The organism is Halostella limicola (assembly GCF_003675875.1).
Classification (GTDB): domain Archaea; phylum Halobacteriota; class Halobacteria; order Halobacteriales; family Natronoarchaeaceae; genus Halostella; species Halostella limicola.
The window spans coordinates 925216-948106 of record NZ_RCDI01000002.1 but is presented as its reverse complement, the minus strand read 5'-3'; the positions used below and the strand labels follow the sequence as shown (position 1 = coordinate 948106).

20 protein-coding genes and 1 tRNA gene are annotated in these 22891 nt (G+C 68.7%); 13 read left to right on the top strand and 8 right to left on the bottom strand.

Annotated features, from left to right (window positions below; all coding sequences use genetic code 11):
- The first annotated feature begins 167 nt into the window (after positions 1 to 167).
- Together D8670_RS12635 and D8670_RS12630 are read left to right on the top strand one after the other, a co-directional pair.
- Positions 168 to 596, top strand: a complete 429-nt coding sequence (locus D8670_RS12635; RefSeq protein WP_121818446.1) for a 30S ribosomal protein S12 — start codon at positions 168 to 170, stop codon at positions 594 to 596.
- A gap of 2 nt (positions 597 to 598) precedes the next feature.
- Positions 599 to 1216 (top strand): 30S ribosomal protein S7, encoded by a 618-nt coding sequence (locus D8670_RS12630; protein WP_121818445.1) that lies wholly within the window; start codon positions 599 to 601, stop codon positions 1214 to 1216.
- Between the two features lie 43 nt (positions 1217 to 1259).
- Here D8670_RS12630 and D8670_RS12625 read toward each other — a convergent pair whose 3' ends face one another.
- The gene (locus D8670_RS12625; protein WP_162994290.1) at positions 1260 to 2444 is read right to left on the bottom strand and encodes a serine hydrolase domain-containing protein; all 1185 of its coding nucleotides are present in this window, start codon (positions 2442 to 2444) and stop codon (positions 1260 to 1262) included.
- 265 nt (positions 2445 to 2709) lie between these two features.
- Between D8670_RS12625 and D8670_RS12620 the strand changes: the two genes are divergently transcribed.
- Together D8670_RS12620 and D8670_RS12615 are read left to right on the top strand one after the other, a co-directional pair.
- On the top strand, positions 2710 to 3942 hold the full coding sequence (locus D8670_RS12620; RefSeq protein ID WP_121818443.1) for an MFS transporter: 1233 nt from the start codon (positions 2710 to 2712) through the stop codon (positions 3940 to 3942).
- 74 nt (positions 3943 to 4016) lie between these two features.
- Positions 4017 to 5351 (top strand): PQQ-dependent sugar dehydrogenase, encoded by a 1335-nt coding sequence (locus D8670_RS12615; protein ID WP_121818442.1) that lies wholly within the window; start codon positions 4017 to 4019, stop codon positions 5349 to 5351.
- Positions 5352 to 5401: 50 nt separating this feature from the next.
- On the opposite strand, the gene D8670_RS12610 is transcribed toward D8670_RS12615, so the two are convergent.
- The 3 genes from D8670_RS12610 to D8670_RS12600 form a co-directional block, all read right to left on the bottom strand.
- Complete coding sequence (locus D8670_RS12610; protein WP_121818441.1) at positions 5402 to 6934, bottom strand: TrkH family potassium uptake protein; 1533 nt, start codon at positions 6932 to 6934, stop codon at positions 5402 to 5404.
- A 63-nt stretch (positions 6935 to 6997) separates the two neighbouring features.
- Positions 6998 to 7753 carry a DUF5781 family protein gene (locus tag D8670_RS12605; RefSeq protein ID WP_121818440.1) on the bottom strand — a complete coding sequence of 252 codons (756 nt, stop codon included), beginning with the start codon at positions 7751 to 7753 and terminating at the stop codon, positions 6998 to 7000.
- A 43-nt stretch (positions 7754 to 7796) separates the two neighbouring features.
- Positions 7797 to 8885 carry a saccharopine dehydrogenase family protein gene (locus D8670_RS12600; RefSeq protein WP_121818439.1) on the bottom strand — a complete coding sequence of 363 codons (1089 nt, stop codon included), beginning with the start codon at positions 8883 to 8885 and terminating at the stop codon, positions 7797 to 7799.
- Between the two features lie 188 nt (positions 8886 to 9073).
- Here D8670_RS12600 and D8670_RS12595 point away from each other — a divergent pair, with 188 nt between their 5' ends.
- The 9 genes from D8670_RS12595 to D8670_RS12555 all read left to right on the top strand — a co-directional run bounded on the left by D8670_RS12595 (position 9074) and on the right by D8670_RS12555 (position 17756).
- Positions 9074 to 11263, top strand: coding sequence for an elongation factor EF-2 (locus D8670_RS12595; protein ID WP_121818438.1), 2190 nt, complete (start codon positions 9074 to 9076; stop codon positions 11261 to 11263).
- Between the two features lie 199 nt (positions 11264 to 11462).
- Positions 11463 to 12716: a CBS domain-containing protein gene (locus tag D8670_RS12590; protein WP_121818437.1), complete on the top strand. Its 1254-nt coding sequence runs from the start codon at positions 11463 to 11465 to the stop codon at positions 12714 to 12716.
- Positions 12717 to 12915: 199 nt separating this feature from the next.
- Positions 12916 to 13494, top strand: coding sequence for an amino acid-binding protein (locus tag D8670_RS12585; RefSeq protein WP_121818614.1), 579 nt, complete (start codon positions 12916 to 12918; stop codon positions 13492 to 13494).
- Positions 13491 to 14438: a homoserine dehydrogenase gene (locus D8670_RS12580; RefSeq protein WP_121818436.1), complete on the top strand. Its 948-nt coding sequence runs from the start codon at positions 13491 to 13493 to the stop codon at positions 14436 to 14438. The genes D8670_RS12585 and D8670_RS12580 overlap by 4 nt, the downstream gene beginning before the upstream one ends.
- Positions 14439 to 14621: 183 nt before the next feature.
- The gene (gene tuf, locus D8670_RS12575) at positions 14622 to 15890 is read left to right on the top strand and encodes a translation elongation factor EF-1 subunit alpha (RefSeq protein WP_121818435.1); all 1269 of its coding nucleotides are present in this window, start codon (positions 14622 to 14624) and stop codon (positions 15888 to 15890) included.
- Position 15891: 1 nt separating this feature from the next.
- Positions 15892 to 16200: a 30S ribosomal protein S10 gene (gene rpsJ, locus D8670_RS12570; RefSeq protein ID WP_121818434.1), complete on the top strand. Its 309-nt coding sequence runs from the start codon at positions 15892 to 15894 to the stop codon at positions 16198 to 16200.
- Between the two features lie 129 nt (positions 16201 to 16329).
- Entirely contained in the window at positions 16330 to 16953 is a 624-nt protein-coding gene (locus D8670_RS12565; RefSeq protein WP_121818433.1) for a rhomboid family intramembrane serine protease, read from the top strand.
- A 24-nt stretch (positions 16954 to 16977) separates the two neighbouring features.
- Positions 16978 to 17049: transfer RNA gene (locus tag D8670_RS12560), tRNA-Ala, on the top strand.
- Between the two features lie 158 nt (positions 17050 to 17207).
- Positions 17208 to 17756, top strand: a complete 549-nt coding sequence (locus D8670_RS12555) for a DUF8173 domain-containing protein (protein ID WP_121818432.1) — start codon at positions 17208 to 17210, stop codon at positions 17754 to 17756.
- 162 nt (positions 17757 to 17918) lie between these two features.
- Here the strand turns inward: D8670_RS12555 and D8670_RS12550 are convergent, their stop codons facing one another.
- The 4 genes from D8670_RS12550 to D8670_RS12535 all read right to left on the bottom strand — a co-directional run bounded on the left by D8670_RS12550 (position 17919) and on the right by D8670_RS12535 (position 22831).
- On the bottom strand, positions 17919 to 19472 hold the full coding sequence (locus D8670_RS12550; RefSeq protein WP_121818431.1) for a sulfatase family protein: 1554 nt from the start codon (positions 19470 to 19472) through the stop codon (positions 17919 to 17921).
- On the bottom strand, positions 19469 to 19657 hold the full coding sequence (locus tag D8670_RS12545; protein WP_162994289.1) for a DUF1450 domain-containing protein: 189 nt from the start codon (positions 19655 to 19657) through the stop codon (positions 19469 to 19471). Before D8670_RS12545 ends, D8670_RS12550 begins: the two co-directional genes overlap by 4 nt.
- A 79-nt stretch (positions 19658 to 19736) precedes the next feature.
- Positions 19737 to 21194, bottom strand: coding sequence for a sulfatase (locus D8670_RS12540; protein ID WP_121818429.1), 1458 nt, complete (start codon positions 21192 to 21194; stop codon positions 19737 to 19739).
- A gap of 356 nt (positions 21195 to 21550) precedes the next feature.
- Positions 21551 to 22831, bottom strand: coding sequence for an RNB domain-containing ribonuclease (locus D8670_RS12535; RefSeq protein WP_121818428.1), 1281 nt, complete (start codon positions 22829 to 22831; stop codon positions 21551 to 21553).
- Between the last annotated feature and the right edge of the window lie 60 nt (positions 22832 to 22891).

Sequence of the window (22891 nt, the reverse complement as noted above, 5' to 3'; positions counted from 1 at the left end):
TCCTCTCAGCCGATCTGCTGACCGCATCCGTCCCGAACGTCGCGCAGAGCTAGTCTGGCGAAACGCGTTCAGATCCCGCTATCGCCCCCGCTCGCGCGCGCTCAGGCCGTAACGCGCCGTCGCAAAAGGGGATGCTTAAGTGGCTCCGTTAGCTACAGGCAGGTACTATGGCAAACGGCAAATACGCCGCGCGCAAACTCAAGCAGGACCGCCAGAAGCGACGGTGGTCCGACACGGAGTACGCCCGCCGTGAGCGGGGTCTCGGTGAGCAGTCCGACCCGCTTGAGGGCGCGCCCCAGGGCCGCGGTATCGTCCTCGAAAAGGTAGGTATCGAAGCGAAACAGCCCAACTCCGCGATCCGGAAGTGCGTCCGGGTTCAGCTCATCAAGAACGGGAAGCAGGTCACGGCGTTCTGCCCCGGCGACGGCGCCATCTCGTTCATCGACGAGCACGACGAGGTCACCATCGCCGGCATCGGCGGCGCGAAGGGCCGCGCGATGGGCGACCTCTCCGGCGTGAACTACAAGGTCGAGAAGGTCAACGGCGTGAGCCTGATCGAACTCGTCCGCGGGAACGCGGAGAAGCCGGTCCGATAACCATGTCCGCAGAAGACCAACCCGAACCGGAGAAGCCCGCGGGCACGGACGAGGAGGACGGACTCGGCGCGAAGCTGTTCGGCGAGTACGAGGTCACCGGCATCGAGTACGCCGACCCCTCGACCGAGCGCTACATCACCGTCACGCCCGTCGCGCACACGATGGGCCGTCACGCGCAGAAGCAGTTCCAGAAGTCCGAGATCTCCATCGTCGAGCGGCTGATCAACCGCCTGATGCAGACCGAGGAGAACACGGGCAAGAAGCAGCAGGCGCTGCACATCGTCCGCGACGCGTTCGAGACCATCGAGAACCGCACCGACGAGAACCCTGTGCAGGTGCTCGTCACCGCCGTCGAGAACGCCGCGCCCCGCGAGGAGACCGTCCGCCTGAAGTACGGTGGCATCTCCGTCCCGAAGGCCGTCGACGTCGCGCCCCAGCGCCGCGTCGACCAGGCGCTGAAGTTCATCGCGGAGGGCGTCTACCAGGACTCCTTCAAGAGCGCGACCGACGTCGAGGACGCGCTCGCCGACCAGCTGCTCGGCGCCGCCAACTACGACGTCCAGACGTACGCGATCAACCAGAAGGAAGAGAAAGAGCGCGTCGCCGCCGCCGCGCGGTAACTTTCCCTTCTCTCGTCTTCTCGCCGCCCAGCGGTGCCGCCGGTCACGGCCACTCGTCGACCGCGTCTATCGCCGCGTCGACGTCCTCTTCGAGCGACGCGAACGACGTGGGCATCGCGCCGCGGCGGTTCAGGAGGACGGCGACGTCGACGCCGTCCGACCGTTGTTTGAGCATCGTGAAGGTGCCGTAGATCGAGCCGAAGTAGACGTACGGCCCGCCGTCGCCGGCGCGGGGCTCGCCGGTGATCCAGTAGTCGCCGGCGAACCCGAGCAGGGTGCGTGTGGAGCTGACGAGCGACCCGGCGGCGCCGGTTCCCTGCAGGTGGAAGCCGCCGTCGGCACAGGGGACCATGTCGTCGCGGTCGAGCGCCATCACGTTCGAACACCGGCCGTTGCTGCGGTAGTGGACCTCGCGGTCCGGGCGGTTCTCAGGCAGCGACGCGCCCCGGTAGAGGCGGTCGGCGTCGACGCCGCCGAGGACCGACTCGCGGACGTGTTCGGGGAACGACGCGCCCGCGACGCGCTCGACGAGCAGACCGAGCAGGAGGTAGCCGAAGTTGGAGTACACCTGTCGCTTGCCGGGGTCGAACTGGAGCGGACGGCCGAGCATGAAGCGGGCGGTCTCGCGCGGGCCGGGCGGTTCCGAGAGGTCCATCCGGTCGGCGATGGCGAAGTCGTGGAACACGGGATCGAACGTCGCCCGCTGGTCCCACCCGCCGGCGTGGTTGAGGAGGTGCTGGACGGTTATCTCGTCGAGGCGGTCGTCCGGCTCGTCGCCTGGGAGCGGGTCGAGGTCGAGCATCGGGAAGACGCGCGTGTCCGGCGAGAGCGCCCCGTCGTCGAACAGGCCGTGCACGGCCGCGTTCGTCAGCGCCTTCGTGACGCTCGCCAGGCGAAAGGGGGTGTCCGGCGGCACGGGGTCGGTCCGGTCGGCGTCGCGCCAGCCGTACCCCCGCTCGTGGACGACCTCGCCGTCCCTCGCGACGGCCGCGGCGGCAGCCGGCACGCCGTTCTCGGACGCGAACCCGAGGACGGCGTCGTCCACGGGCGCGAGTTCGGGGACCGCCTCGCCCGTGACCGGGCGATCCTGGCCGTCGTTCGAAGCGGCGGTCCCGGTCGTCGTTCCCGTCTCAGTGGTCGTTCCGGTCGTGGTCGATTCCCCGCCGCTCGACAGTTCAGAGCAGCCGGCGAGGCCGACTCCGGACGCCAGTGCGACGGATCGAAGCACTCGGCGTCGGGTGCGGTCGGAGGGCATGTGCCCGTTCTTTTCAATGCCATCACGTGTGAGTATTTCGGTGTCGGGGTGAGTGGGCGCCGGCGTCGGGGAGAAACATACGTGATGATACAAAAATGCCGTTCAGCGAACGCTTTTCTCGGTCCCGCGAGTGGTCCCGGCCGAATGACGGAGATCGCGCGCGCCGCAGTCAGGTCCCGCGCCACAGCGTTCGCGGGGACCGGCCGGCCGGTCCGATCGACGACCGGGGGCGGCCAGAATGTGGCGTGACGAGTCACCGCCGGTGAGGCGGTACTTCCTGTATCAGGCCACCGCCTCAGTGGGCTTCATCACGCCGATCTTCACGCTGTTCATGCTCGCCCGCGGCCTCTCCTACAGCGAGATCGCGACGCTGTCGGCGGTCGTCGCCGTGCTGGTGACCGCGGGGGAGATCCCGACGGGATACGTCGGCGACCGCGTCGGCCGGCGAAACAGCCTCGTCATCAGCGCGGCGCTGCTCGTGTCGTCGCTCGTCGGCTTCGTGTGGGCGCGGTCGTTCGCCGCGTTCGTCGCCCTGTACGCGCTCTGGGCGCTCGGCCTGACGTTCCGGTCGGGAAGCGACAGCGCGTGGCTGTACGACACGCTCCGGGCCCGCGGGGACGAGGACCGGTTCACGCGCGTCCGCGGGCGCGGCGAATCGCTCAAGCGGGGGGCGAGCGTCGTCACGATGGTCGCCGGCGGGCTGCTGTACGTCGTCGAGCCGACGGTGCCGTTCGTCGCCGCGGCCGCCGTCAACGTCGCGGGGATCCCCGTCCTCCTCTCGATGCCGCGAAACGAGGGCTACGCGGGCGACGCCGACGACCACCTCACCGCGCGGGAGGCCGCCGGCGTGGTCCGGACGGCGCTCGCGAGGCCGGACCTCCGGACGTTCGTGCTCTACGTCGGCCTCTTCTTCGGCACGGTGTCCGCGTCGAACACGTACGTCCAGCCGATCACCGTCGTGGTGCTTGAGCGCGACGCCGCGTGGCTCGGCGTTCCGGAGGCGTCGACGCTGGGCGTGCTCTACGCGGGCTTCACCGGGGTCGCCGCGGTGGCGAGCTACCACGCCGGAACCGTCGAGTCGGCGCTGGGGCTCCGGACCGCGGTGCTGCTCGTCCCTGTCGGCATCGGCCTGGCGCTCGTCTCACCCTGGGCCGCGCCGGCGCTCGCCGTCCCGGTGTTTCTCGCGATGCGGGCGGGCGACGCCCTCCTCCGGCCCGTCGCCGGGCGGTACCTCAACGACCGGATCGACGCCGCTGGGCGGGCGACAGTGCTGTCGGCGGCGTCGATGGCGTACGCGCTCCTCCGCGTCCCGCTGATCCTCGCCGGCGGCGTCGTCGCCGACGCCGCGGGGCCGCTCGTCGCCGTCGCCGGGTTCGGCGGCGTCTTCCTCGCCGCGGCCGTCGTCCTGGTGCTGTTCGCGACGCCCGTTGCGCCCGACACTGCCCCCGCGGGCGTCGCCGACCGGTCCTGATGCCGAGTATTGTCCGAAACTTACCTCTCCATAAGATGGAAAGTATTTAGGCTGACCTAAACTACGGGGCGGATATGAGTGAACGCTGGTCCCGGCGTCGCTTCCTTGCCCTCGCGGGCGCGACCGGCCTCGCCGGTTGCGTCTCGGCGGGGTCGCCGGGAAGCGACCGAACGACTGCCGAACAACCGAACTACGACCTCTCCGCCCCCCACGACCTGGCGTCGTGGGACCGCTACGACCCCGACTGGAGTTCGCCGACCGCCTCGCCCGTCGAGGCGGCCGTGGAGACCGAGGTGCTCGTCGAGAACCTGGAGATCCCGTGGGACCTCTCGTTCGCCCCGAGCGGCGAGCTGTTCATCACGGAGCGGATCGGCCGCATCAAGGTGTTCGACGGCGACGACGTCAGGGAGGTGACTCGGCCCGCAGACGCCATCGACGCCGGGTCGCTCGACCCCGGTTCCGACGAGAGCAGCTGGTGGGTGGAGGGCGGCGAGGGCGGTACCCTCGGCGTCGCGGTTCACCCCGCGTACCCCGACCCGCCGGTGGTGTACGTCTACTACACGTACGAGGACGGCGACGAGCGGTACAACAGGGTCGCGTACGTCGACGTGAGCGCGGACGACCCAGAGGCGACGGAGACGACGATCGTCGACGGGATCCCGGCGGACAGCTATCACAACGGCGGTCGCCTCACGTTCGGCCCGGAGAACTACCTCTGGATCACGACGGGCGACGCCGGCGAGGAGCCGCTCGCTGCGGACCCGGAGTCGGTCGCGGGAGCGGTGCTTCGCGTGACGCCGGACGGTAACCCCGCGCCGGGGAACCCCGGCGTCGGCGATCCGCGCGTGTACACGTATGGCCACCGGAACCCGCAGGGCGTCACGTTCCTCCCCGACGGGACGCCGGTCGTCGACGAGCACGGGCCCGGCGGCAACGACGAGGTGAATGTGCTCGTCCCCGGGCACGACTACGGGTGGCCCGACGCCCGTGAGGTCGACGAGTACCCCGCCGACGGGGTACACCCGCCGGTCGCCAACACCGGCAACGCCACCTGGGCGCCGTCCGGCTCCGTGTTCTACACCGGTGATGCCCTCCCGCAGTGGCGAAACCGGCTGGTGATCGGCGCGCTCGGCGGCCAGCACGTGAACGTCGTCACGCTCTCGCAGCCGGACCGCGACCTGCCCCCCGCGGACGGGGGTCGGCGGTTCGACGACGAGTTCTACGACGACCGCTACACAGCGACTTCACACACGACGTTCGAGGACGAACTCGGCCGCGTCCGGCACGTGGAACAGGGGCCGGACGACGCGCTGTACGGCGTCACCTGCAACCGCGACGGCCGGGCCGGCGACGGCTTCCCGACGGAGCGCGACGACGTGCTCGTGCGGTTCACGCCCGGGGAGGAGTAGGCGACGGCACGGCCGTCGGCCTGCCCGTCGTGCCAGCGGTCGCGAGGTCATCAGCTCTGCCAGTACGACGGCGTCAGTACCACCAGCACCGAGAGGATCTCCAGGCGGCCGATCCACATCAGGACGACCATGTACAGCTTCGCTGCGTTCGAGAACGGCAGGAAGCTGTCCATCGGCCCGACGATTCCGAACCCCGGTCCGATGTTGCCGAGCGTCGCGATCGCGACGCTCACGGCCTCGATCGCGGAGAGGTCGAGACCGGTGCGGTGGGCGTCCACGAAGATCAGGACGGTCGAGACCGCGAATATCGAGACGAAGACCAGTATGAACACCGCGACGCCGCGCAGCGTCTCCTCGTCGATGATGCCGTCGGACATGCGGATCGGGCGGATCGCCTCGGGGTGAATAGTCGTGAACAGCTCCCGGCGGCTCGCCTTCGCGATCGTCAGCCAGCGGACGATCTTGATGGACCCGGCCGCGGACCCGGCCGACCCGCCGAGAAACATCGCGAACAGCAACACGACCTGTGCGGAGGCGCTCCACGTGTTGAAGTCCATGCTGGCGTACCCCGTCGTCGTCACGATGGCGAGCGCCTGGAACAGGGCCTGCCGGAGCGCCGGTTCGACGCTCCCCGGTATCGTCGCGACGTTCTCCGGCACCTCCGCCAGACCGTGGCCGGTGTACAGCAGCGCCGTCACGAGACCGCCCACGACGCCAATCGCGAGCAGGTACGTGCGGAACTCGGTGTTCCGCGTCAACCGTTCCGGATTGCCGCGCGCGACGTGCCAGAACAGCGCGAAGTTGGTCCCGGCGACGACCATGAACAGCATGACAGCCCACTGGACGGCCGGACTGAACGCCTCGACGCTCCGGGCCTCGGGCGAGAACCCGCCCGTGGGAAGCGTCGTGAGCGCGTGCGCGACGGCGTTGTAGAGGTCCATGTTCGGCGCGAGACCCGCCAGATGCAACCCGTAGTAGAGGGCGGCCGCGGCGACGGTGAACGCGAAGTAGATCAGCCACAGCGCGCGGGCGGTCTCCTGGATCCGAGGCGTCAGCTTCTCCAGATTGAGGCCCGGGGCCTCCTCGCTGATGATCTGTGCGCCGCCGACCGACAGTTCTGAGAGGATCGCCACCATGAGCACGACGATCCCCATTCCGCCGAGCCACTGGGTCAGCTGTCGCCACAGCAGGACCGACCGGGAGTGGCGCTCGAAGGAGATCTCACCGAGCACGGTCGATCCGGTCGTCGTGAAGCCGCTCATGCTCTCGAACATCGCGTTGACCGGGTGAGCGATCGTCCCGTTCCCCGCGACGAGGTACGGGACCGTCCCCACGAGCGGCACGACCAGCCACGTGAGCGACACCATGAGGAACGCGGACCGGTGTCTGAGCTCCGGGTCCGGGTCGAGCCGTTCGAGCGAGAACCCGAGGGCGGCGGCGACGCCGATACCGACGAGAAACGGCAGTGGCGACTCGCCGTAGTAGAGCGCGACGAGGAGCGGAAACCCCATCGGAACCGCGATGTACTTGCAGACGGTCCCGACCAGACTACAACTAGTGCGCCAGTCGACGCGTACCTGCATGCTACCGATCCGAAGAACGGGAGTTTCCTTAAGCGGGCGCGTTTCGGGTATCGCGCTCGTCCGTCAGTCCGCCGCCCGCTCGCCCCCAGCGGCATACTCGCGGGTGGCGTCGACCAGCGCCTTCCGGTACTCGCTCTCGTCGGGGTCCCGGGAGAGCGAGCGGAACTGCCGGCGGAATCGGTCGACACTGACGTTCGGCGCGTCGTTGGCCGCGGCGTCGGCGAGGTCGTAGATCCGGTGGTCCCGGTCGACGAGGTCGTGGCGCTCGACCAGCGCCAGCGCGAACGCCGCGTTGACCGCGGTGATCTCCGGGTCGGCCGCGGGGTTCTGCGGGTGCGAGACGTTCCGCGGCGGCCGCCCGGGCGCGTCGACGAGCGCGCTCGCGAGGCTCGATTCGAGGAAGTCGACGAGCTTGTCGGGCGAGCCGACTTCGAGCGTGATGTCGTCGGCGTAGATGTCTTTCATGTGATTCGCGATCTGGTAGCAGTGCGTGAGCCGCCGCCGCTCGACGCTCTTGCCGGCGAGCGCGAGGTACAGCGCCTCCTCCGTCGACTGGGTGTGTGAGGGGTGGCCGCTCTCGTGGCGGCGCATGTGGGCGTACTCGTGAAGCGCCAGATCCCGCGCCATCGCGCTGGTCGCGGCCTGTCGCGAGATGTTGAGAACGTGCTTCTCCGCGTCGTGACCGGTCCAGGTCCGCTCGTCGGGGTCCTCGCGGACGCGGACGTGGACCGGCAGGTCGAGGTCGTACTCGGTCTCGAAGCGGTCCTGTGCGCTGAGAAACGGCGCGGTCGGCCCCGGCCCCTGCACGCGAACGTCCATGCGTACCTCTAACAGGAGTCGGAGCGGTATGACTCTTACCCCGTCACCGACCCGTCCCTGCGGCGGGGGCCCGCTTCGCATCGACGACGGTCCGACCGACGCCGGCGATATCGAGGGCGAAGTCCGCCCCGAACGCCGAGGCGGGCGTCTGGAAGCCGGCCGGCGCGTCGTCTTCGAGCACGCGCGTGGCGGCGTCGACGGCGCTGGCCGTCGCGAAGTCGTAGGTGTCCGGCGTCTCCAGCCGCGCCGCCACGCTGTTCCCCTCGTCGTCGGTGACTTCGCCCCACACGCGGGTCGAGCTCCGGGACCGTTTCTCCGCGCTCGGCCCCGACACCGTCGCGTCTATCAGCGCCTTCAGGGCGGTCTTCACCGGGCCGCTGCCGAGCAGCGGCATCAGACTCCGGGATCGCCGCATCGGCCCGATGGCGTACTCCGGGACGGTGGCGTACACCTCGATGTTCGGGATGCCCGTGGTGTAGTACGCCGAGGAGACGTCGCCCCACGGGACGGTGACGGCCGTCTTCGACCCGCGCCCGAAGTCGAACTCCCGGGTCTTCCACGCCGCCGGCCTGGTCCGGACGGCCCCGTTCTCCCGGACTGCCCCGGCCTTCGGCAGGTCGTCGACGATGGACTTCAGCGTCCCCGGCGAGAACGTCCCGAGGCCGTCGAGCGCCAGCGTCAGGTCGGTCGCCGACCGCAGTTGCGACTCCAGGAACCCGGCCAGGCAGTCGGTCGCCGCCACGTCGAAGCCGACGCCCGGGACGAGCGACACGTCCGCCTTCTCCGCCTCGCGGTCCCGCGCCGCGACCCACTCCAGGACGTCGATCTCGCCGGCGAGGTCGAGGTAGTCCGTCCCGACCGCCATGCAGGCCGACGCCAGGCGGCCGGTCGTCGACGAGAACGGGCCGGCGCAGTTGAGCACCGCGTCCGCCTCGGCGACGCGGTTCTCGACGACGCGCTGGTGTTTCAGGCTGAACGCGCGGTGGTCGACGCCGAGGTCGGTCGCCTGCCGTTCCACCAGCTCCGGGTCCCGGCCGGCGATCGTCGGGTCCAGCCCGCTGTCGACGGCGCGCCGCGCGATCAGGCGTCCCGCGTAGCCGTACGATCCGTAGATCAGAAGGTCCCCCACCATGCGTCGGGGTACGACGCGCTCCCTCAAAACTGTGGGTCGGACCGCCCGCCGTTTCGGGTCGTTCCTGCCCCGTCGCGTCGGGATGTTCGTACCCCGTCATTTCGCCGGGTTCGGACCGTGCTTCACCCTCTCACACCCCGACAACGAAACACTACCCTTTTCACCCCGCTGGCGATTATGGGGTACTAATGGGCCGACGTAAGAAGATCGTCGAACAGTGCGAACGGCTGATGGACGAACCGGAGCAGATCCGGAACATCGCCATCGCCGCGCACGTCGACCACGGCAAGACGACGCTGACGGACAACCTGCTCGCCGGTGCGGGCATGATCTCCGACGAGACCGCGGGCGAACAGCTCGCCATGGACACGGAGGAGGACGAGCAGGAACGCGGCATCACGATCGACGCCGCGAACGTCTCCATGACGCACGAGTACGAGGACACCGACTACCTCATCAACCTCATCGACACGCCGGGCCACGTCGACTTCGGCGGCGACGTGACCCGCGCGATGCGCGCCGTCGACGGCGCGCTCGTCGTGGTCGACGCCGTCGAGGGCGCGATGCCCCAGACGGAGACGGTGCTGCGCCAGGCGCTCCGCGAGGGCGTCAAGCCGACCCTGTTCATCAACAAGGTCGACCGCCTCATCTCCGAGCTCCAGGAGGGGCCCGAGGAGATGCAGAACCGCCTCCTCTCGGTCATCCGCGAGGTCAACGACCTCATCCGCGGCATGACCGAGGAGATGGACGACATCGACGAGGACTGGACCGTCTCCGTCGAGGGCGGCACGGTCGGCTTCGGCTCCGCGCTCTACAAGTGGGGGGTCTCCTTCCCGTCGATGCAGCGCACCGGGATGGACTTCGCCGACATCATGGAGCTCGAGCGCAACGACAAGCGCCAGGAGCTCCACGAGCGGACGCCGCTGTCCGACGTCGTGCTCGACATGGTCTGTGAGCACTTCCCGAACCCCGTCGACGCGCAGCCCCGCCGTATCCCGCGGATCTGGCGCGGCGACGCCGACTCCGAGCTCGCGGACACGATGCGGCTAGTCGACGAGGACGGCGAGGTCGTCCTGATGGTCACCGACATCGGCGTCGACCCCCACGCGGGGGAGATCGCCGCGGGCCGCGTCTTCTCCGGCACGCTGGAGAAGGGCCAGGAGCTGTACGTCTCCGGGACCGCCGGCAAGAACCGCATCCAGAGCGTCGGGATCTACATGGGCGGCGAGCGCGAGGAGGTCGACCGCGTCCCCGCCGGCAACATCGCCGCCGTCACGGGCCTCAAGGACGCCATCGCCGGTTCCACCGTCTCCAGCGTTGAGATGACGCCGTTCGAGTCCATCGAGCACATCTCGGAGCCGGTCATCACGAAGTCCGTCGAGGCGAAGAACATGGACGACCTGCCGAAGCTCATCGAGACGCTCCGGCAAGTCTCCAAGGAGGACCCGACGATCCAGATCGAGATCAACGAGGAGACCGGTGAGCACCTCATCTCCGGACAGGGCGAGCTCCACCTGGAGGTCATCACTCAGCGCATCGAGCGCAATCAGGGCATCCCGGTCAACACCGGTGAGCCGATCGTCGTCTTCCGCGAGGCCCCCCAGCAGCCGACCCAGGAGGTCGAGGGCATCTCGCCGAACCGCCACAACCGTTTCTACATCTCGCTCCAGCCGCTCGACGAGGAGATCGTCGACAAGATCCAGCTCGGCGACGTCTCCATGAACATGCCCGAGCAGGAGCGCCGCGAGGCGCTTCAGGAAGCGGGCATGGACAAGGACACGTCCCAGAACGTCGAGCACATCCACGGGACGAACATCCTCATCGACGACACGAAGGGTATCCAGCACCTCAACGAGACGATGGAGCTCGTCATCGAGGGCCTCGAAGAGGCACTCAACGACGGTCCGCTGGCCGCCGAGCCCGTCCAGGGCTCGCTGCTGCGCCTGCACGACGCGAAGCTCCACGAGGACACCATCCACCGCGGTCCCGCGCAGGTCATCCCGGCCGTCCGCGACGCCGTCCACCGCGCGCTCATCCGCGGCGAGGTTCGCCTGCTCGAACCGATCCAGGACGTCCGCATCGACGTCCCCAACGAGTACATGGGCTCGGCCTCCGGCGAGATCCAGGGTCGCCGCGGCCGCGTCGACGACATGTACCAGGAAGGCGACCTGATGGTCGTCGAGGGCGTCGCGCCCGTCGAGGAGATGATCGGCTTCTCCAGCGACATCCGCTCCGCGACCGAGGGCCGCGCCTCCTGGAACACGGAGAACGCCGGCTTCCAGGTCATGGCCGACAACCTCCAGCGCGACCAGATCATGGAGATCCGCGAGCGCAAGGGGATGAAGCTCGAACTCCCCGAGTCGATCGACTACATCTAACGGCTCCTCTCCTTCCCGTTCTTTCCGGCCGCGTAGCGACGCTTACCGGGCCGGTGGGCCGCGCTTATCGCCGGCAAACGTGGCCTTAACCCCCGTTTCGAACCGTGTAAGCCGTAACTGTCGTCGGGGTTTATTCGCCGCAGTGTCGTGGCCCCGCGTGTCGCCGTGACACTCGGACGCGGAAACAGCGGTGATATTCATGAGAGACCGTAACACATCCGACCGACGACGGACCGACGAACAGCACCGGCAAGGACAGCAGGGCGGTCGCTCTCAGGGGCGCGGCGGCTCGCAGTCTCCCCCGGGGTCCGGCGGTTCCCAGCAGGGACAGCAGGGACAGCGCGGACAACAGGGACCGCACGAGGGACGGCAGGGCGGTCAACCGCCGCAGCGCGGCACGGGGTACACCCCGCCGGGCCAGCAGTCGCACCACCAGTCCGGCGGCCAGTCGCAGCGACGCCAGGGGTCCGGCGGCCGCCGCGGGCAGCCGTCGCCCCAGCAGCAACACCAGCAGAGCGGTGCCCGGTCCGGCGGTTCCCAGCACGCCGGCGGAACCCACCCCTCGGGTGGTTCCCAGTTCGGCGGGGAGAGCGGCGGGCAGATGCGCCAGCAGGGCCACTCAGGTGCAGGGCAGCAGTCCGGGCAGATGGGCCATCAGTCCGGGCAGATGGGTCACCGCGGGACGGGACAGCAGTCGCACCAGACCGGGCAGGGTTCGGGCCAGCCCTCCCGAGCCGAGACGACGGGAACGAGCCACCAGCCCGGTAACGCTCAGGTAGGTCGACAGTCCGAGCCGAGCCACGGTGGACAGCAGGCCGGCACGAGTCACGCGGGTCAGCACGCAGGCACGAGCCATCAAGGCGGAACCGGTCAGACCGGGCAGCAGGCCGGACAGATGGGCGCTCAGGCGGGTCAGTCCGGGACGACGCAGCAGGGCGGCCAGATGCAGAGCGGGCAGGCACAGGGCGGCCAGATGCGGGGCGGTCAGATGCAGCAGTACCGCCAGCGGGCGCAGTCGATCCCCGTAGAGCCGGTCGGGATGGACCGGCTCGCCCGCGACGAGGTCGTCACCGCCGACCGCGACACGCCCATCGCCACCATCGTCGCGATGATGTCCGAGCAGGACGTCGGGACGGTCGTGATCACCGAGGACGACCGCCCCGTCGGCATCATCACCGACCGGAAGATCACGCTCGCGATGGAGGAGACGCCCGACCTCACCGACAGCGCGGTCGAGGATCTCATGACCGAGGACCCGGTGACCGTCGACGAGGACGAGGAGATGTTCGACGTCCTCCAGACGCTCGCGGAAAACGACATCCGCCGGGTGCCGGTCGTCGACGACGAGGGCGAACTGACGGGTATCCTCTCTATCGACGACGTGCTGGTCATCCTCGCGGGCGAACTGAGCGCCGTGTCCGACGTCGTTCAGGCCCAGTCGCCGCGGTTCTGAGACGGGCCGCGAGTCCGACGCCGGCCGCCGTCGCTTCGACATCGCTTTCTTTCGACCCTGCGGCTCCCGCGGCGGGGCCGCGACCGGGGATCGCGCTATTTCACCGACGTCGGAGAGATTTGCGAATGGGTGAACTCTTTAGCGGGCGGGGGAGAGAGGAAAGACATGAACATGACGCGCGCTGTGCGAGGTGGTCCCGTTGCCGGGTGACGCCGAGGCCGGCGGGGACGAGGCCGGCGACGAGGTCGCAGACGGCAGCGGGGTACGGTCCTACACCGTCCGCCTGGAACTCGTCGACGAGCCCGGCGAGTTGCTCCGCGCCCTCGAACCGATCGCCGAGAGCGGCGGCAACCTCCTCTCGATCTTCCACGAGCGGGGGAACCTCACGCCGCGAGGACACATCCCCGTCGAGGTCGACATCGAGTGCCCGCCGGACCGGTTCGACGACATCGTCGCCGCGCTCCGCGACGCCGGCGTCAACGTCATCCAGGCCGGCGCGGAGCGCTACAGCGAGGAGGTGACGGTCCTGCTCGCGGGCCACATCATCGACACCGACCTCTCGGACTCGCTGAACCGGATCGAGGAGTGCTCGGGCGCGTCGGTCGTCGACCTCTCGCTTTCGTCGCCGGAGGGCACCGACGACGTCTCCTCCGCGCGGATCCGCCTCGCCGTCGAGTCGGGGCGGACCGACGAGGCGCTGTCGACGGTTCGGACGCTCGCGGACGAGAAGGACCTCCGCGTCGTCGAGCCGCTCACGAACGGCGGTGAGACGGCGTGAAAATCGCCGTCCTCGGCGCGGGCGCCGTCGGGCGCTCCGTCGCCGAACTCGCCGGCGAGTACGGACACGAGGTCACCGCCGTCGCCGACTCCCGCGGGGCCGTCGCCGACGCCGACGGCGTCGACGTCGCGGCCGCGTTCGACCGGAAGGACGAAGCCGGCAGCGTCGGCGACGCCGACCCCGACGACGCGCTCGCCGCGGAGTACGACGTCCTCGTCGAGGCGACGCCGACCACCCTCGGCGACGCCGAACCCGGGTTCGGGCACGCCCGCGCGGCGCTCGAACGCGATCGCCACGTCGTGCTGGCGAACAAGGGACCGGTCGCCGAGCGCTACGGCGACCTGCGCGCGCTGGAGCGCGACAGCGCCGGCGACGTCCTCTTCGAGGCGACGGTCGGCGGGGCCATCCCGGTGCTGTCGACCATCGCCGACTTCGGGCCGTCGAAGGTGACCGCGGCGCGGGGCGTCCTCAACGGCACCGCGAACTTCATCCTCTCGCGGATGGCCGCGGAGGGGATCGATTACGAGCACGTCCTCGCCGAGGCGCAGGACCTCGGCGTCGCCGAGGCCGACCCCGCGTTCGACGTGGACGGGACGGACGCGGCGCTGAAGTGCGTCATCCTCGCGAACGTGCTCAGCGACGGCGACGCGGAGTTCTCGCTCGACGACGCCGAGGTCGACGGCATCCGGGACGTCCCCGGCAGCGCCCTCGAACTCGCGGCCGAGGACGGCCGCACCGTCCGGCTCATCGGCGAGGCGTCCCCGGACGGCGTCCGCGTCGGCCCCCGGCTCGTCCCGGCGAACGGCACGCTCGCCGTCACGGGCACGCGAAACATCGTCCAGCTGGAGACCCGCCACGCCGGTCGCCTGAACGTCAGCGGGCGCGGCGCCGGCGGCCCGGAGACGGCGACGGCCGTGCTCGCGGACGTCGGCCGGCTGGAGTGACTCGCTCTCGGTACCGTTGCGCCGCCGAGGGGTGCTCTCCCGCCCGGAACCGCTCCCGCTGATCCGTGCCACGGGTCACCAAACCGCCCGACGGAGGCGGGATGGGTGACGTACCGTATCGAAATGGTTTTAACTGCTTCCGCCGAAAGACTCCGATATAGCGCCTCTGCGCGTGAGATACCAATGAGCGAAGACAAACCCCACCAGAACCTGGCCATCATCGGCCACGTCGACCACGGCAAGAGCACGCTCGTGGGCCGACTCCTCTACGAGACGGGGAGCGTTCCCGAGCACGTCATCGAACAGCACAAGGAAGAAGCGGAGCAGAAGGGCAAGGGCGGCTTCGAGTTCGCCTACGTGATGGACAACCTCGCCGAGGAGCGCGAGCGCGGCGTCACCATCGACATCGCCCACCAGGAGTTCGACACCGACGATTACTACTTCACCATCGTCGACTGTCCGGGCCACCGCGACTTCGTCAAGAACATGATCACGGGCGCGTCCCAGGCCGACAACGCCGTCCTCGTCGTCGCCGCTGACGACGGCGTCGCGCCCCAGACCCAGGAGCACGTCTTCCTGGCCCGCACGCTCGGCATCAACGAACTGATCGTCGGCGTGAACAAGATGGACCTCGTCGACTACAACGAGTCCGACTACAACCAGGTCGTCGAGGAAGTCAAGGACCTGTTCAAGCAGGTTCAGTTCAACACCGAGGACGCCAGCTTCATCCCGATCTCCGCCTTCGAGGGCGACAACATCGCCGAAGAGAGCGACAACACGCCCTGGTACGACGGCGAGATCCTGCTCGACGCCCTGAACGGCCTCGAGGAGCCGGAGCCGCCGACGGACGCGCCGCTCCGCCTCCCGATCCAGGACGTCTACACGATCGACGGCATCGGTACGGTGCCCGTCGGCCGCGTCGAGACCGGTATGCTCAACGTCGGCGACAACGTCTCCTTCCAGCCCAGCGACGAGGGCGGCGAGGTCAAGACGATCGAGATGCACCACGAAGAGGTGCCCGAGGCCGGCCCCGGCGACAACGTCGGATTCAACGTCCGCGGCATCGGCAAGGACGACATCCGCCGCGGTGACGTCTGCGGCCCCGCCGACGACCCGCCGTCGGTCGCCGAGACGTTCCAGGCCCAGTTGATCGTCATGCAGCACCCGAGCGTGATCACGGCCGGTTACACCCCGGTCTTCCACGCCCACACCGCACAGGTCGCCTGTACGATCGAGTCCATCGACAAGAAGATGGACCCGTCCAGCGGTGAGGTCGCCGAGGAGAACCCCGACTTCATCCAGAGCGGCGACGCCGCCGTCGTCACGGTGCGCCCGCAGAAGCCGCTCAGCATCGAGTCTTCCCAAGAGATCCCGGAACTCGGCTCCTTCGCCGTCCGCGACATGGGTCAGACCATCGCCGCCGGCAAGGTGCTGAGCGTCAACGAGAGCTAAGATGCAACAGGCACGCGTCCGCCTCGCCGGGACCAACCCCGAGGATCTGGACGACATCACCGACGACGTCCGGGAGATCGCGAACAAGACCGGCGTCTCGATGTCCGGTCCGATCCCGCTCCCGACGAAGACGCTCGAGGTTCCCACCCGCAAGTCCCCCGACGGCGAGGGGACGGCGACCTGGGAGCACTGGGAGATGCGCGTCCACAAGCGTCTCATCGACCTCGACGCGGACGAGCGCGCGCTCCGCCAGCTCATGCGCATCCAGGTCCCGAACGACGTCAGCATCGAGATCGTCCTCGAAGACTAACCGTCGACGATCTCGCGTCGAGCGGACCCACCACTGACGCCGCGGACCGTTCTCGTCCCCGGCGCTCTCGCGCAGACGAGCCAGTGGCATCGCTCACCATTTTATATCGTCCCGTCGTCAGATAGACGTATGCGGAAGTTCCTGGCGAAGAGCCCGACCGTCGACACCCTGCTCGTCTTCGTCGCCGTGTTTCTCGCCCAGCAGTTGCTCGAACTCCTCGTCCCGACCGCCGTCGGCCTGTTCGCGCTGGCCCCGCCGCTGTCGGTCCGGCCGTGGACGATGGTGACCAGCGTCTACGCCCACAGCGACCTCTCACATCTGCTCGCCAACAGCGTGGCGCTGGTCATCATCGGCTTCCCGGTCGAGCGAACCACCACCCCGTTTCGCTTCCACGTCTTCTTCATCGCCACCGGCGCCACCGCCGGCGTCGTCCAGATCGTGATGAAGGGGCTGATACAGGACCCCGTCCCCGTGCTCGGAGCCAGCGGCGCGGTCTTCGCGCTCCTGGGGTACGCCCTCACCGGCAACCGCCTCGCCAGCGGCCTCCTCTCGCGGCTCGACCTCGGGCCCGGCGCGCAGCTGGTCGGGTTCACCGTCATCGCGGCGGTCGTCACCGTCGCCACCGGCTCTCCCGGCGTCGCGCTCATCGCTCACTTCACCGGCTTCCTCGTCGGACTCATCGCGGGCCGGCTCTCCATTCTCGACTCCGGTCCCCGGCGCGACCGGCGACCGGAAAACACAACCTACAAATAACCGCGGCGGGTTACGTTTGGGTGCGGGCTCGTAGATCAGTGGCAGATCGACACCTTCGCAAGGTGTAGGCCCCGGGTTCAAATCCCGGCGAGTCCATTCCTTCCTTCACGTTGTTGCGCTCGTTCAGTCAGTCGTTCTCTTACCGACCCTCGCGAACGCTCTGTGTTCGCTCGGTCCCGGCCAGACTACACTTCTCGCGACGCCGCTACGCGCTCGGTTGCCGGGCCTTTCTCATAGCGGTGACGCCCGAACGGATGCTTTTTCTCCTCTCCTTTCGACGCGGAAGTGTCACACCTATCGCGGCACTCTCCGGCGCGCTCCTCCAGTCCCCACCGATCGCCGATCCGTCCGGTCTCGACGTCTCGATCACCCTGGGCGGCGGCGCGACGGGGACGTTCCTGACGACGTTGCTCGTGGGCGCGGTCATGGTCGCGCTCGTGCCGGACTACACCGAGCGGATGATGGCCGAGGTTCTGGACGACCCCGTCGGTACGTTCGGCTACGGCATCGTCTCGCTGCTGGTCGTTGCGCTTCTCGCCGTCCTGCTGGTCGTCAGCGTCGTCGGCCTTCTCGTCGTCATACCGTTCGTGGTGCTCGCGTACGTCGTCTGGGCGTTCGGCGCAGCCGTTGCCTTTCTCGCCATCGCCGACCGCCTCGTGGGCCACGAAGACGGATGGCTCGTCCCGCTGATCGTCGCCGCGGCGATCAACGGCGGTCTGACGCTGACCGGGGTCGGCGGGCTGGTCGCGCTCTGCGTCGGCGCGGCGGGGTTCGGTGCGGTTCTGCGCGACTGGCTCGGGTGAGTTTCGCAGCCTTCGGAGCCAGCGCTCACGCCCGCGTCGTCCGGAGGATCGCGACGCCGCCGGCGAGCCACAGCGCGCTCACGAGTACCCAGTGTGGGCCCAAGCGGCCGGTGCCGTGGACGACGCGGTGAGCGAGATCACGGAGTGGTCGACGACCGCCCGTCAGTCGAGGCCGAGGCGCTCGTACTGCTTCTCGGGCGCATCGAGGGCGTCGAGCGCCTCGACGAGCAGGTCGCGCATGCGGTCGGCCTCGGCGCTCGCGTCCCCCTCGTCGCCCGCGAGGTTCGCCCGCTGCTCGGGGTCGTCCGCTGTGTCGAACAGCAGCGGCTCCTCGTTCTGCTGCGTCGACGGTGCGGAGAAGCGCCACACCGGCGAGTCGGTGTACGGGAGGAAGTCGCCGGCCTCTGCGTCCGTCTTCGGCCGGTTCGGCACGGAGAACTGCCGGGCGTTCATCATCGTCGTCGAGTAACAGTCCGTCTCCACGTCGGGGTCGCACGGGCGGAGGTAGGTGTACCGCCCGTCGGTGACGTTGACCGACGAGCCCCAGTAGCCGTACAGCGCCCAGTCGCGGTGGTCGGCGGCGTCGCCATCCAGCAGCGGGAGGAGGCTCCGACTGTGGACGGTCTCTGGCACCTCGGCGTCGAGCGCCTCCAGTATCGTGGCGTAGAGGTCGACAGCGGAAGTGAGCGCGTCCACGCGCTCGCCGTTGCGCACGCCGTCTGGGTGCCAGACGAGCAGCGGCGTCTTCGCGAGCACGTCGTAGCAGGGCGACTCGTTCTTGCCGACCCAGCCGTGCTCCCCGAGGAGGAAGCCGTGGTCGCTCGTGACGACGACCATCGTCTCGTCCCAGAGGTCGTGTTCGTCCAGGGCGTCCAGCACGCGGCCGAACCAGCGGTCGACCATCGTCACCTTGCCCGCGAACTGCGAGCGGACGAAGTCGAGTTCGCGCTCGGAGAGCGCGCTCTGGCCCTCGTCGACCCGGCCGTAGTAGGGCCAGAACGGGAGGTCCGGGTCCGTCGGGTCCTCGTCGGTGTACATCGACGCGTACGGCTCCGGGCAGTGGAACGGCTCGTGGACGTCGAAGCTGTCGACGTAGCAGAACCACTGGTCCCAGTCTGTGTGGTCGCCGAGCCACTCCGCCGTCCGGGAGAGGACGCGGGGGCCGAAGAAGTTCTCCTCGTCGGCGTCGGGGTCGTCGATCCCGAGCGCCTCGGCGTTGCGCGCGTACACCGAGCGGTTGACGTAGCCCAGATCGTGGGGGTGGTCCGTCTCGTAGTCCGCGGACTGCTCGAAGATCCGCTCGTCGGGGTCCCGCGGCGCGGTGCGCCACTTGTCGTACTCGTGGCCCCGCAGGAAGTCGAAGCCGTGGTAGTTCTCGTAGTAGCCGTGGCTGCCGTGCTCGAAGTAGTGGAAGTGGTCGGTGATCAGGTGCGTCAGCACCTCGGCCCGACGGGCCTGCTCCGGCAGGGGGTCGTCGTACGCCTCCATCGGCCCCCACGGCCGCCAGAGGAACTCCTGCACCCCGCCCATCCACTCCCGGCGCGCGGGCATGCAGGGGAGGCTCCCCGCGTAGTGGCTGTCGAACGTCGCCGCCTTCTCCGCGAAACGGTCGAGGTTGTCCGTCTCCACCTCGTAGTCGAGCGGGATCGGCCGGTCGCGGTACGCCGAGAGGAAGTCCCGCCGCAGGCTGTCGAGCGAAAGCAGGAGAACGTTCATTCGTCGAGGTCGTCCAGAACGGCCGCGTGGCTCGGTCCCGACCGGACGGTTCCGTCGACGACGAGGAACGCCTCACGGTGACAGCGCCCGCACTGTTCGAGGCAGGCCGCTTCCCGACTGTCCTCGCGCGCGGCGAGCCGACGCCGCGTCTCCGCGTCGACGTTGCTCAGGCAGTACTCGATCACGGCAGAGTCGTCGGCCGCCGCCCGCAAAAGGGTACCTACCAACTCGCTACGGCGGGCGTCGCGGGCCGCGGACGAGGGGTCACTGCAGGTAGCCCAGCTGTTCGAGCTGCGCTTTCCGGTCCCCCTCGATAGCGACCTCGCCCGCCGCGTCCGCGGCGTCGAACGAGTCGAGCCAGTCGTCGAGGACCGTGGACAGGTCCCTGACGGTCCCCGGCCGTCGGTCGGCGAGGTCCGTCGCCTCGTCGGGGTCCTCGGCGACGTGGTACAGCTCCCGGGAGCCGTCGGAGCCGCGGACGAGCTTGTACTCCGTCGAGCGCACCGCCCGGAGCGAGCGGTCGTACTCGTAGACGTGCTCCGGCACCGTCTCGACGTGCTCCTCCAGTGCGCGCATCGACGGCTGGGGCTCGGCGTACTCCGCGAAGACGTAGTCGTGCGGGTCGGCGTCGGCTTCGGGGTGGAACGACCGCCCCTGGAACTCCGCTCGCGCCGACGGTGCAGACACCCCAGCGGCGTCCAGCAGCGACGGCGCGACGTCGACGAGGCTGACCAGCCGGTCGTCCTCCCCGCGGCCCTCGAACGCGCCGCCGTGGACGACCATCGGCACGTGGAGGAGCGTGTCGTAGAGGCAGTACTGGTGGTCCATCAGGCCGTGGTCTCCGATGTTCTCCCCGTGGTCGCCGACGAGGACGAAGACGGTGTCCTCCCACTCGCCGGCCGCTTCGAGCGCGTCGCGGAGCCTCGCCACGTGCTCGTCGAGGTAGGCGATCTCCGCGCGGTAGAGCGCCCGCAGTACCTCGAAGTCGCGGTCGGTCATCTCCAGATTCCCGGCGAGGTACTCCCACGGCTCCTGCGGGACCTCCATCGCCTCCGCGTAGGAGACGCCGTCGGGCAGGAACCGCTCCGCGAGGCGCTCGGGCGGCCGGTAGTCCAGGTGCGGTTCGAGGTAGTTGGCGAACAGGAAGAAGGGGTCGTCGCTCTCCCGGTCGTCCAGCCAGCCTTCGATCCAGTTCGTCGCCCGCTCGGCCCCGTCGTCGCCGCGCTCGCGGACGACGGTCCGGTAGAGCGCGTTCGCGGCGTTCGCGAGCGGGTTCCCCTCGAAGATCTTCCGGCCGACCGCTCGGATCCGGCTCTCCTCGGTCACCTCCACCAGTTCGCCCATCGCCGTGTCGGACTGGACGTACTGCCACGTCTGGTGGAAGTCGTCGAAGCCGCGGGCGAAGCCGCCCTCCTTGCTGATCCAGGTGTTGCCCGAGACGGCCGCGGTGTCGTAGCCCGCGTCGTCGAACAGCTCCGTGAGCGTCACCTCCCGGTCGTTGAGGCGCTCGTGCCCGGCGTGAGCGCCGTGTTTCGACGGATAGGTCCCGGTGAAAAGCGAGCCGTGGGACGGCAGCGTCCACGGCGCGGGGGCGAACGCCCGCGAGAACGTCGTCCCCGCCGCCCCCAGTTCCGAGATGGTCGGTGCTACCTCCGGCCTCAGTGCGTCGTCGTACCTCGTCGTGTCCGCGACGATTAGCACTACGTTCGTCCCCTCACCCATGTCGTCTCTCCGTACGACGATCTCACGGTTAATATTTTTGCCACGTGCCAGATATCGGTAACGACGGGTGTGATTTTCGCATAGTAATAATTCTGATATGGGTGCCGTGAGGTGGTTTTCGACCCGTTGAACTCTCCGCGTCGACCGCTGAAACATTTCGGCCAGGTGGTACTACCCGGATCGAGATGATTAACGGGTCGAAATCCGCCGTCTCCTCGCGGTTTCGTGTCACGTCATCGGACCGGTCACCACGGATAGTGTCAGGTTAACTAACAGTTCGGCGAAAAGATCTCGTAACGGTCGGTTGCCCGCAGGTGCGACGAGGGACCGGTTCGTCTCGACGGCGAGGCGGTGAACTACTCGTCCTCTTCGACCACTTCTATCCCCCGACTGTTGACGGCGTCGGGGTCGAGGCCGACCTCCTGGAGGAAGTTCTTGTACTCGCGCTCGCAGGACTCGGCCTCCTTCTGCCGGTCGGACGCGCGGTCACAGAGCGCGACGAGGTCCTCGGGCACGTCGTTCGTGTAGACGATCCAGTGGTTGATCAGATCGGAGAGCCGGCGAATGGGGCTGGTGAAGTGGCCGTAGATCTCGAAGTTCAGCGCGTGGTGGCCGCCGAACGGGTCGTTCATGTACTTCGCCCGGGGCATCACCTTCATCACGGCCCACTGGATCTTGTCGAGCTGGCGGTCCGGTGCTTCCTCCAGCGTGGCGTTGACGGCGACGCGCGGGTCGTCCCACGCCTCGCCCGGGATCGAGACGCCGTCTAAGTCCTGGATCTCCCGCAGCGCCTCGTCCCACTCGTCGGGGCTCGGCTGGGGGTGGACGCGGTACATCGCCTCGACGCCGCGGTCCCACATGAGCTCGTGCGTGACGGCCTTGTTCGCCTTCAGCATGCACTCCTCGATGATGGTATGGGCGCGGTCCCGACGCGGATTCAGGACGAGGCTGCCGTCCTCCTTGCGCTGCTCGTGCATGCGGTCCGCCAGTTCGAACACGAGCGAGATCTCGTCGTGCAGGTGCGAGCCGGGGTCGTCGAGGCGCTGCTCGGCCTCCGTGTACGTGAGCCGCTCGTCGCTCCGAATGACGGACTTGTAGATGTCGATGGTCTCGTAGGAGAGGGTCTCCTTGTCGAGGTGCATCTCGACCGTGTGGGCGAGGCGGTCCTCGTTCGGCACGAGCGAGCAGACCGTCTCCGCGAGCACCGGCGGGAGCATGTGGACCGTGTACCCCGGCAGGTAGACGGTGTTGCCCCGCTCGACGGCCTCGTCCCACATCGCCGTCTCCGGGTTGACGTAGTGGGTCACGTCCGCGATGTGGACCCAGACGACGTACTCGTCGTCGCGCTCCTCGACGCTGATCGCGTCGTCGAAGTCCTGCGCGTCGATGGGGTCGATCGTCCACGCGGCCATGTCGCGCAGGTCCTCGCGCTCGTCGACCTCGTCCTCGATCTGCTGTTCGATCCCCTCGGTGCGTTCCTCTGCTTCCTCTAGCACTTCCGGCGGGAACTCGTCGCGGATCTCGAACTTCTCGAAGAGCTCCTCCCGCTTGTTCTCCAGGTGGCGGGCCATCTCCTCGTCGATCTCCAGGGGTCCCTGCGCCTCGGCGGTCCCCGCCTCGGCTTGCGAGTCGCTCATGCCCTTGGCTACGGGGGTCGCACAGTTAACGTGTCGGGTCCTCGTCCGGCCGGCGGATCG

Bases quoted from the DNA above. Each gene is read 5' to 3' on its own strand.
- D8670_RS12635 (WP_121818446.1), top strand. From the start codon at position 168: ATGGCAAACGGCAAATACGCCGCGCGCAAACTCAAGCAGGACCGCCAG.
- D8670_RS12630 (WP_121818445.1), top strand. From the start codon at position 599: ATGTCCGCAGAAGACCAACCCGAACCGGAGAAGCCCGCGGGCACGGAC.
- D8670_RS12620 (WP_121818443.1), top strand. From the start codon at position 2,710: ATGTGGCGTGACGAGTCACCGCCGGTGAGGCGGTACTTCCTGTATCAG.
- D8670_RS12615 (WP_121818442.1), top strand. From the start codon at position 4,017: ATGAGTGAACGCTGGTCCCGGCGTCGCTTCCTTGCCCTCGCGGGCGCG.
- D8670_RS12610 (WP_121818441.1), bottom strand. From the start codon at position 6,934: ATGCAGGTACGCGTCGACTGGCGCACTAGTTGTAGTCTGGTCGGGACC.
- D8670_RS12605 (WP_121818440.1), bottom strand. From the start codon at position 7,753: ATGGACGTTCGCGTGCAGGGGCCGGGGCCGACCGCGCCGTTTCTCAGC.
- D8670_RS12600 (WP_121818439.1), bottom strand. From the start codon at position 8,885: ATGGTGGGGGACCTTCTGATCTACGGATCGTACGGCTACGCGGGACGC.
- D8670_RS12595 (WP_121818438.1), top strand. From the start codon at position 9,074: ATGGGCCGACGTAAGAAGATCGTCGAACAGTGCGAACGGCTGATGGAC.
- D8670_RS12590 (WP_121818437.1), top strand. From the start codon at position 11,463: ATGAGAGACCGTAACACATCCGACCGACGACGGACCGACGAACAGCAC.
- tuf (WP_121818435.1), top strand. From the start codon at position 14,622: ATGAGCGAAGACAAACCCCACCAGAACCTGGCCATCATCGGCCACGTC.
- rpsJ (WP_121818434.1), top strand. From the start codon at position 15,892: ATGCAACAGGCACGCGTCCGCCTCGCCGGGACCAACCCCGAGGATCTG.
- D8670_RS12565 (WP_121818433.1), top strand. From the start codon at position 16,330: ATGCGGAAGTTCCTGGCGAAGAGCCCGACCGTCGACACCCTGCTCGTC.
- D8670_RS12555 (WP_121818432.1), top strand. From the start codon at position 17,208: ATGCTTTTTCTCCTCTCCTTTCGACGCGGAAGTGTCACACCTATCGCG.
- D8670_RS12550 (WP_121818431.1), bottom strand. From the start codon at position 19,472: ATGAACGTTCTCCTGCTTTCGCTCGACAGCCTGCGGCGGGACTTCCTC.
- D8670_RS12540 (WP_121818429.1), bottom strand. From the start codon at position 21,194: ATGGGTGAGGGGACGAACGTAGTGCTAATCGTCGCGGACACGACGAGG.
- D8670_RS12535 (WP_121818428.1), bottom strand. From the start codon at position 22,831: ATGAGCGACTCGCAAGCCGAGGCGGGGACCGCCGAGGCGCAGGGACCC.